At 69.9% G+C, this 7,508-nt stretch carries 7 protein-coding genes; 4 read left to right on the forward strand and 3 right to left on the reverse strand.

What is annotated here, in order from left to right; translation table 11 throughout:
• The first annotated feature begins 573 nt into the window (after window positions 1-573).
• The 4 genes from FNH09_RS23780 (at window position 574) to FNH09_RS23795 (ending at window position 4,344) form a co-directional block, all read left to right on the forward strand.
• Window positions 574-1,599 (forward strand): transporter substrate-binding domain-containing protein, encoded by a 1,026-nt coding sequence (locus tag FNH09_RS23780; RefSeq protein WP_152891307.1) that lies wholly within the window; start codon window positions 574-576, stop codon window positions 1,597-1,599.
• Window position 1,600: 1 nt separating this feature from the next.
• Window positions 1,601-2,839, forward strand: a complete 1,239-nt coding sequence (locus FNH09_RS23785; RefSeq protein WP_152891309.1) for an MFS transporter — start codon at window positions 1,601-1,603, stop codon at window positions 2,837-2,839.
• A 90-nt stretch (window positions 2,840-2,929) separates the two neighbouring features.
• Window positions 2,930-3,766, forward strand: coding sequence for an LLM class flavin-dependent oxidoreductase (locus FNH09_RS23790; protein WP_152891311.1), 837 nt, complete (start codon window positions 2,930-2,932; stop codon window positions 3,764-3,766).
• Window positions 3,767-3,795: 29 nt separating this feature from the next.
• Window positions 3,796-4,344 (forward strand): deaminase, encoded by a 549-nt coding sequence (locus FNH09_RS23795; protein WP_162468998.1) that lies wholly within the window; start codon window positions 3,796-3,798, stop codon window positions 4,342-4,344.
• 107 nt (window positions 4,345-4,451) lie between these two features.
• Here the strand turns inward: FNH09_RS23795 and FNH09_RS23800 are convergent, their stop codons facing one another.
• The 3 genes from FNH09_RS23800 to FNH09_RS23810 all read right to left on the reverse strand — a co-directional run.
• Window positions 4,452-4,904, reverse strand: coding sequence for a cupin domain-containing protein (locus FNH09_RS23800; RefSeq protein WP_152891313.1), 453 nt, complete (start codon window positions 4,902-4,904; stop codon window positions 4,452-4,454).
• A 58-nt stretch (window positions 4,905-4,962) separates the two neighbouring features.
• A complete protein-coding gene (locus FNH09_RS23805) occupies window positions 4,963-6,150 on the reverse strand; it encodes an MFS transporter (protein ID WP_162468999.1) in 1,188 nt (395 codons plus the stop codon).
• An 86-nt stretch (window positions 6,151-6,236) separates the two neighbouring features.
• Window positions 6,237-7,508, reverse strand: a 1,272-nt coding sequence (locus FNH09_RS23810) for an ATP-grasp domain-containing protein (protein WP_238427029.1), incomplete at its 5' end; no start/stop codon positions are given.

Below are 7,508 nucleotides of genomic sequence, written 5' to 3' on the forward strand. Positions count from 1 at the left end.
GGGAAGGCAGCGGCCTCAGGCGAACAGCGGTCACATACAGGTGAATTGGTGCCCGGCGGTTCGGGGGTGCGGTCCGGTCCCGGCCAGTGGACACATGGTGGACGCCGTTGGTGGAGGTGTGCTTATATCCGGCCATGGAAACCACTGGCACGGCACACATGGTGCTGCTCGACCCGTTCTGGGTGAGCCGCCGCGCCGACCAGTTCGACGAGATCTGTTGCTGACCCCCGTCCCACGGCTCGCGACCTGGGTTCCGTTGTCGTACGGAGCCTGACCGCAGCGGAACGGCGCGAGTCCGATCGCTGCACCGAACGCGGCCGCGGTCCTGCCGTGCCTGAGGGCGACACAGCGAAGCCTTTCAGCCGGTCGGAGCAGCGCTCGGTCGGCCTCCATGCCTTCCCAACTTGTGGCGTTGTCGCCTGCCGGCCGGTCATCGCACCCGCCTCGACGAGTGGACCCCGTACGTCCTGAGCAACGTCGTCCGGTCCACCGCCTTCCCCTGCGCCCCCACGGCGTACCAACGATTTCCTTCCCCCACGCCACCACCTTTCTCCCGAGCGACAAGGAACGGCCATGTCTACCCACGTCACCCGACGTAGCCTGATACGCGGCATCACCGCGGCGACTGCCGTCGCCACTCTCGCCACCGGGCTCACCGCCTGCGGTGGGGACAGCGCCGCCGCCACCAAGACCGACGACGCCGCCTCCGGGAGCGTGACCATCGGTCGGCTCTCGCACGGCGCCGCCAAGGAGGTCACCCTCAAGGTGTCCGAGGTCAAGTCGATCAGCGCCGAACTGCCCGCTGCCGTACGCAAGAGCGGCAAGCTGGTGATCGGCCACGGCGCCCTGCCCTCCGGCTCCGCCCCGCTCGACTACGTGGGTGACGACCAGAAGACCCTCACCGGCTCCGAGACCGACATCGGCCGGCTGGTCGCCGCGGTCCTGGGCCTGGAACCGCAGAGCCAGAACTTCACCTGGGACAACCTCTTCATCGGCGTCGACAGCGGCAAGGTGGACGTGGCCTTCTCCAACGTCACCGACACCGAGGAGCGCAAGAGGAAGTACGAGTTCGCCTCCTACCGACAGGACAACCTCGCGTTCGAGGTGCTGAAGTCCAGCAAGTGGAGGTTCGACGGCGACTACCGGAACCTGGCGGGCAAGACGGTCGAGGTCGGATCGGGCACCAACCAGGAGCGCATCCTCATCGAGTGGCAGAAGAAGTTGCAGAGCGAGGGCAAGACACTCACCATCAAGCACTACCCGGACAACAACGGCGTCTACCAGGCGCTCAGCAGCGGCAGGATCGACTCGCACTTCGGCCCCAACCCGACCATCGCCTACCACGTCACCCAGACCGCGAAGACACCCACGCCCACGGCCAACGCCGGCACGTTCTCCGGCGCAGGCGCGTCGCTCCAGGGTCTGATCGCGGCCACCTCGAAGAAGGGCAGCGGGCTCGCCAAGCCCATCGCCGACGCGATCAACTACCTGATCGAGAACGGTCAGTACGCCAAGTGGCTGGCCGCCTGGAACCTCTCCAACGAGGCCGTCGCCAAGTCGGAGGTGAACCCGCCCGGACTGCCGCTCGACAACTCCTGACATGACGGTGGTACGAGATCGGGGACGCGGATCCGGGCAGGGCGAGGTCCCGGCGCTGTCCGCCGGACGGCGCCGGGCAGCGGTGGCCGGCGCTCTGATCGCCGCGTTCGGCGGCTTCGCGGGCTTCAATCTGCTGCTCGGTGCGATGCCCGCGTACGCCGTCCGCTCCGGCGCCGGACCGTCCGGCGCCGGAGCGCTCACCGCCACCATGATGGCGGCCACCTTGGTGGTCCAGCCGTTCACGCCGTGGCTGTTCGCACGGCTCGGACAGCGGCACTCGCTCGCCCTGAGCGGTGCGCTGCTCGGACTGCCGTGCCTGGTGCTCCCGGCCGTCTCCACCCTGCCCGTCCTGACCGGTCTGGTGGCGGTACGCGGGCTGGGTTTCGGCGTGTTCGTCGTCGCCGGGGTCACCCTCACCGCCGAACTGTTCCCATCCGGCAGCCGGGGCAGAGCCATCGGCTGGTACGGCGCGGTGGTCGGTGTCGCCGGTGTTCTGGGTGCCCCGCTGGGTGTCGCCCTGGCCCGGCGGGAGGCGTACCCGGTCGCCTTCGCCCTGGCGGCGGGCACGGCCGCGCTGGTCCTGGCGGGTTCCTTCGGCTTGCCTCGTGCCGCTGGACCCGCCCGGCCGGCCGGACCCCGCTCCGGCGGTCCGCATGCCGTGCGCGGAACATGGCGGCTACTGCGCCCCATGACCGGCCCGCTCCTGGTGGAGACGGCCTCCACCACGGCGTACGGCGTCCTCTTCACCTTCCTGCCGCTGACCGCGTCGGCCGCACCCCGGGCGCTGCTTGCCGCGCAGGCCGCCACCGTGCTCTCCCGGCTCGGCGCCGGATGGCTCATCGACCGCTACGGAGGCCGCCCGGTGCTGCTGCCCGCCGCTCTGGTCACGGCCCTCGGCACGGCGGCGGGAGCCGCCTCCGGCGTGCCGGCGCTTCTGCTGACCGGTGCCGCCCTGTTCGGAGCGGGCTTCGGCGCCGTCCAGAGCGCCACCCTGGTCCTCGCCCTGCGGGCGGCCGGTGACCGCCCCGGCGGACTCGGTGTGGCCGGGGTCGCGTGGAACATCGCCTTCGACGGCGGTACCGGTATCGGCTCGCTCGCGGGTGGTCCCCTGCTCTCCCTCGGCGGCCCGTCCGCGCTCTTCCCGGCGACGGCGGCCGTCCTTGTCGTACTCCTTCTTCTGGACCTGTGCACAGCGCACCGGACGGATTCGAGGAATTTCGGTTCGCCGGGTGAGAAATGACCGGCCGACGCTTATCGGCCATTCGCACCGCGGAAAGCCGACGCCGTCGACAACTGCGCGCCGCTGTTGTGGAGTTGCTAGGGTTGGGGCATGCGGATCGGTGTGAACGTCCCCAACTTCGGCCCGGGTGCGAACCCGGACAACCTGGCCCGCTGGGCCAAAACCGCGGAGGGTCTCGGTTACGACCTGTTGATGCTCTCCGACCATGTGGCGATCACGTCGGATGTCGCCAGACAATATCCCGCTCCCTTTTACGAACCTGTCACAACTCTTGCCTGGCTGGCCGGAATCACGAGCAGGATCGGCCTGGGTACGACGGTTCTCATCACGCCCTACCGGCACCCGCTGCTGGTCGCCCGTATGGCTGCCAACCTGCAACAACTCAGCGGCGGCCGGTTGACCCTCGGTGTCGGGGTCGGCTGGGCGCGCGAAGAGTTCGAGGCGCTGGGGGTTCCGTTCGAACGGCGCGGGGCGCTGACCGACGAACACCTTCAAACCATAAGGACCGCCTGGGAGAACGAGGCGGACTACGGCTGTGGACAGATTCCGATCTGGATCGGCGGAAACAGCGACGCCGCAATCCGAAGGGCCGTACGTCTTGGTTCTCCGTGGCATCCGCTGCGGTTCACCATGCCTTGGTTCAGGGAAGCCTTGGACCGTCTGAAGCAGAGTGCGGCCGACGCCGGTCGGCCGATGCCGGAATTGGCGCCGCGCATCTATCTGAAGGTCACGAAAAAGCCGGTCGACGACCCGGACCGTCGGGCCGGCGAGGGCACCCTGGAGCAGATTCTCGAGGACATCGAGGAGTTGCGCCTCGCCGGTGCCGAGACCGTGCTTGTCGATCCTTATCACGGCGACCCGGACGAAACCCTGCGGCCCGAAGTGGCGTGGCAGGCACTGGCGACCCTGGCCGCGCACCGGCCGTAGCCGACACGATCCAAGAGACGGAGTGAACAGTGGCCCTCAACGACCACGACCTTTCCGAGAGCGGTACCGACCGCGCCGACACCGTCGGTGAGACCGACCTGCCCCATCTGCGTCGTTGCATCGAGCTGGCGGCCGAGGCGGTGGAGGCCGGCGACTGGCCGTTCGGGTCCGTGCTGGTCGACGCGGACGGCAAGATCCTCGCCGAGGACCGCAACCGTGAGACCAGCACCGGCGATCCGACCCGGCATCCGGAGTTCGAACTCGCCCGCTGGGCCGCGACCCATCTGCCGGCCGAGGAACGGGCCACGGCGACCGTGTACACCTCGGGCGAGCACTGCCCGATGTGCGCGGCCGCGCACGGCTGGGCCGGACTGGGCCGGATCGTGTACGCGAGCTCGGCCCAGCAGGCCCGGGACTGGAAGGCCGAGTGGGGTGTGCCCATCACCTCGCCCCTGAGTCCGCTGTCCGTCCAGGACGTTCTCCCCGGTGCCGTGGTGGCGGGCCCGGTCGCCGAACTCGCCGAGCAGGTACGCGAGTTGATGTGGCGCTCCCGCAACGGGGACCGCGCGGAGGACTGACGGCGGCACGAGCAACGGCACGTACGGCGGCACGTAAGGCGGCACGCACAGCGGGGCCTGGCAGCGACATCGCTGCCAGGCCCCGTTCGTCGGCCTCGTGTGTGAGGTCAGACCATGAACTGGTCGTACTTCGCCATGTGCTCCTGGAGTTCCTCCAGGCTGGGGTTGCGCCCGTTGGCGGTCAGCCGGCCCAGGCCGCGGAAGTAGTCCTCGCGGTTGTAGATCGGGTAGAACATGATCAACAGTGTGGCGTCCTCGTTGCCCCTGTTGGTGAAGCCGTGCGGCTCGCCCTTGGGGACGTAGGCGAATGCGCCGGGCTCACCCACCACCTTGCGGTCGCCGATGGTGAACTCGATCTCGCCCTTCACCACGTAGAACATCTCGGTGGACTGCTTGTGGATGTGCGGGGCGGCGCCACTCGCCTCGGGAGCCATGTGGTGCTCGAAGAAGCCGAACTCCCCGTCGGAGTCCGGCGTGGTCAGCTTGAGGTAGGTCCTCTTGGTGTCCCGGATGTTGACGAACTCGCCCTCACCGGCGGGAACATACAGCGGAACGGACATGTCTCTCCTTGGATGGTGATCGACTCTGTTCGGCCGGGAGGCCGGTGATGGAACGGGGTTACGTGGCCTCGGCCAGGCTGGTGTCTGGCCGGGGTCTGCTGTCCGCCCGTGACTGCGCCCAGCGGCCGATGCCCGGCGCGGCGAGACCGCAGACGGCGAACAGCGCCGCCAGGACGACCCATCCCGTGGTGCCGGTGGTGACGACCAGGCTGACCAGGACCGGGGCCGCGATCTGCTGGACGGCCACGCCGAGCCAGAAGACCGAGAGGTAGACGCCCTCCTGGCCGGGCACCGCGAGCAGATAGGAGCCGCCCCAGCCACCGGCGGACTGGAACAGCTCGCCGCCGGTCAGCGCGACCATGGCCAGCAGCAGCACGCCGACGGCCAGGACGACGGGCAGCTTCGGCGCCGCGACCAGCAGCAGGCAGCACAGTGCGAGCGAGATGCCGGCCCACACCAGGGCGCGTGCGGCACCGGCGATGGTGTCGGTGCCCCGACTGGCCCGCACCTGCAAGACGACCGCGAGCACGGTGTTGACCGCGACCAGCGGGGAGATCAGCGCCGAGGAGACGTCGGTGTGTTTGACGATCCACAGCGGGATACCGATGCTCAGCAGGGTCATATGCATGGTGAGCACGGCGTTGATGCCGGTGAACGACAGGAACGAGCCGTCCCGCAGCACACTGACGGAGAAGCGTCGGCGCAGGCTCTTGGCCGGGGCGCTGAGCACCGGCAGCCGGGCGGCCAGGCTCGCGAGCACGGCGAAAGAAGCGGCGTTGACCAGCAGGATCACGCTGTATCCGGCCCGGGTGTCGATCAGCAGACCGATGCCGCCCAGGAGGGCGCCGACGGTGAAACCGACGTTGCGCAGCGAGCGCAGGATCGCGACCACCCTGACCCGGTCCTCGGTCGCCGTGGCCTGCCCGACCAGGGCCTGTTCCATCGGCGCGGCCGCCTTGTCGACCAGGCCGAGCAGGCACACCACGGTCAGGAACTGCCACAGGTTCTGTACGAGCGGGTAGACGACGAAGCAGGCGCAGCGCCACAGACTGACCCCGACGAGCACTTTCTTGGGGCCGATCCGGTCGGCGAGGACGCCGATCGGGATGGCCGTACCCAGGGCGATGGCGGCCGACAGGGTCAGGCCGAGACCGAGTGTGCCCTCCGACAGGTGGACCGACCTGGTGATGAAGGGTACGGAGACGGCGAGGAAGGCACCGGTGCCGACCGCGTCGATGATCGCCATCACGGCCAGCCGTAAGCCGACCGACCCTCCGGGTATGGACCCGCGCCATCCGCGGACGCGTTGCCACAGAACAGACATGTGTTTCCTCAATCGGTTGCGATGCGGATGGCGGCGTCGGCGTCCAGGACGCGCCGACGGGTGGTGTGCGCGTCGGGCCCGGTCGCGATGACGTGCCCGGCGCGGTCCCAGGAGGACGCCCACGGCCGGACCTCCTGGCCGGCCTGCACATCCACCTCAGCGACCTGGACGCCGGGCAGCCGCCGCGCGCTGTCCACGCCGGAGACCTCGCTCACGGTGCCGGGCTCGGCGGCGAGGAAGCGGATCGCGGAGGTCTGCCGCGCGGACCGGGGCAGGTCGACGGGGCGGCCGGCCAAGAGGTCGATGAGGGTCAGCCGGATCCGGGTGCCGTAGGCCAGGTCGATGAGGTCGATCAGGTAGTCGCCGGGGCAGCGGCCGGCGCATTCGACCAGCGTGGGGCCCGACTCGGTCAGGATCCACTCCGCGTGCAGGATGCCCGTCTCGAAGCCGGTGGCGGCGACCAGTGCCCGTATCGCCGCGGCGAACGCGCTCTGGATGTCCTCGTCGAGCGGGGCGGGCAGCAGATGGCCGAGTTCGACCGGGTACGGCCCGGGGACGACGGTCTTGGCCGTGACGTTCTCGAAGACGATCTCGCCCTGCCGTACCAGGGCCTCGACGCTGTACTCGGGGCCGTGCAGGCGTTCCTCGGCGAGGAAGCGCCACGCCAGCGGCCGGTCGGGTACCTGCTCGTACTCAGCCGCCGACGAGGTGCGCTCCCAGGCCTGGGCGGCGGTGGTGGCGTCGACCGAGTCGAGCAGTTGCACGCCGACGCTGGCCTGCCGGTTGGCGGGCTTGACCACCACCGCTCCGCCGTCGGCGAAGTCGAGGATGTCCGCGGGGCCGTGCACCTCGCGCCAGCGCGGGTTGCGGACGCCGCCCGCGGCGGAGACCTCGCGCAGTCGGACCTTGTCCCGCAGCGCCTGCGCGGCCGTCCCGGTCGCTCCGGGCAGCCCGAGCTTCTCGGCCAGTGCGGCCGCGGCCGGCACCGCGTACTCCAGACCCGGGACGACGGCGGCGACCGGGCGCGCGGCCGACAGTTCGGCCGCCAGGTCGAGGGCGCCGGCCGACTGCTGGTAGTCGGCCGGGACGATCCGGTCGAGGCAGTCGAAGCGGCCTGCCGCGTCCTGGAGTTCGCGCTTGCGGATGATGTCGGGTTCCTCGATCACCACGACCGATCCGCTGGGGACGCTGCCGTCGATCGCGCGCAGGTAGGCGGCGTTGTAGCCGACGAACACCACCTGTGCGTCGGGGGCGGGGGTGGTCATGGCGACCTCCTGGTC

The sequence above is a fragment of the Streptomyces adustus genome, assembly GCF_009377175.1.
GTDB lineage: Bacteria > Actinomycetota > Actinomycetes > Streptomycetales > Streptomycetaceae > Streptomyces > Streptomyces adustus.

Excerpts from the sequence above, each read along its gene's own strand:
- FNH09_RS23780 (WP_152891307.1), top strand. The coding sequence starts at position 574 with ATGTCTACCCACGTCACCCGACGTAGCCTGATACGCGGCATCACCGCG.
- FNH09_RS23785 (WP_152891309.1), top strand. The coding sequence starts at position 1,601 with ATGACGGTGGTACGAGATCGGGGACGCGGATCCGGGCAGGGCGAGGTC.
- FNH09_RS23790 (WP_152891311.1), top strand. The coding sequence starts at position 2,930 with ATGCGGATCGGTGTGAACGTCCCCAACTTCGGCCCGGGTGCGAACCCG.
- FNH09_RS23800 (WP_152891313.1), bottom strand. The coding sequence starts at position 4,904 with ATGTCCGTTCCGCTGTATGTTCCCGCCGGTGAGGGCGAGTTCGTCAAC.
- FNH09_RS23805 (WP_162468999.1), bottom strand. The coding sequence starts at position 6,150 with ATGGCGATCATCGACGCGGTCGGCACCGGTGCCTTCCTCGCCGTCTCC.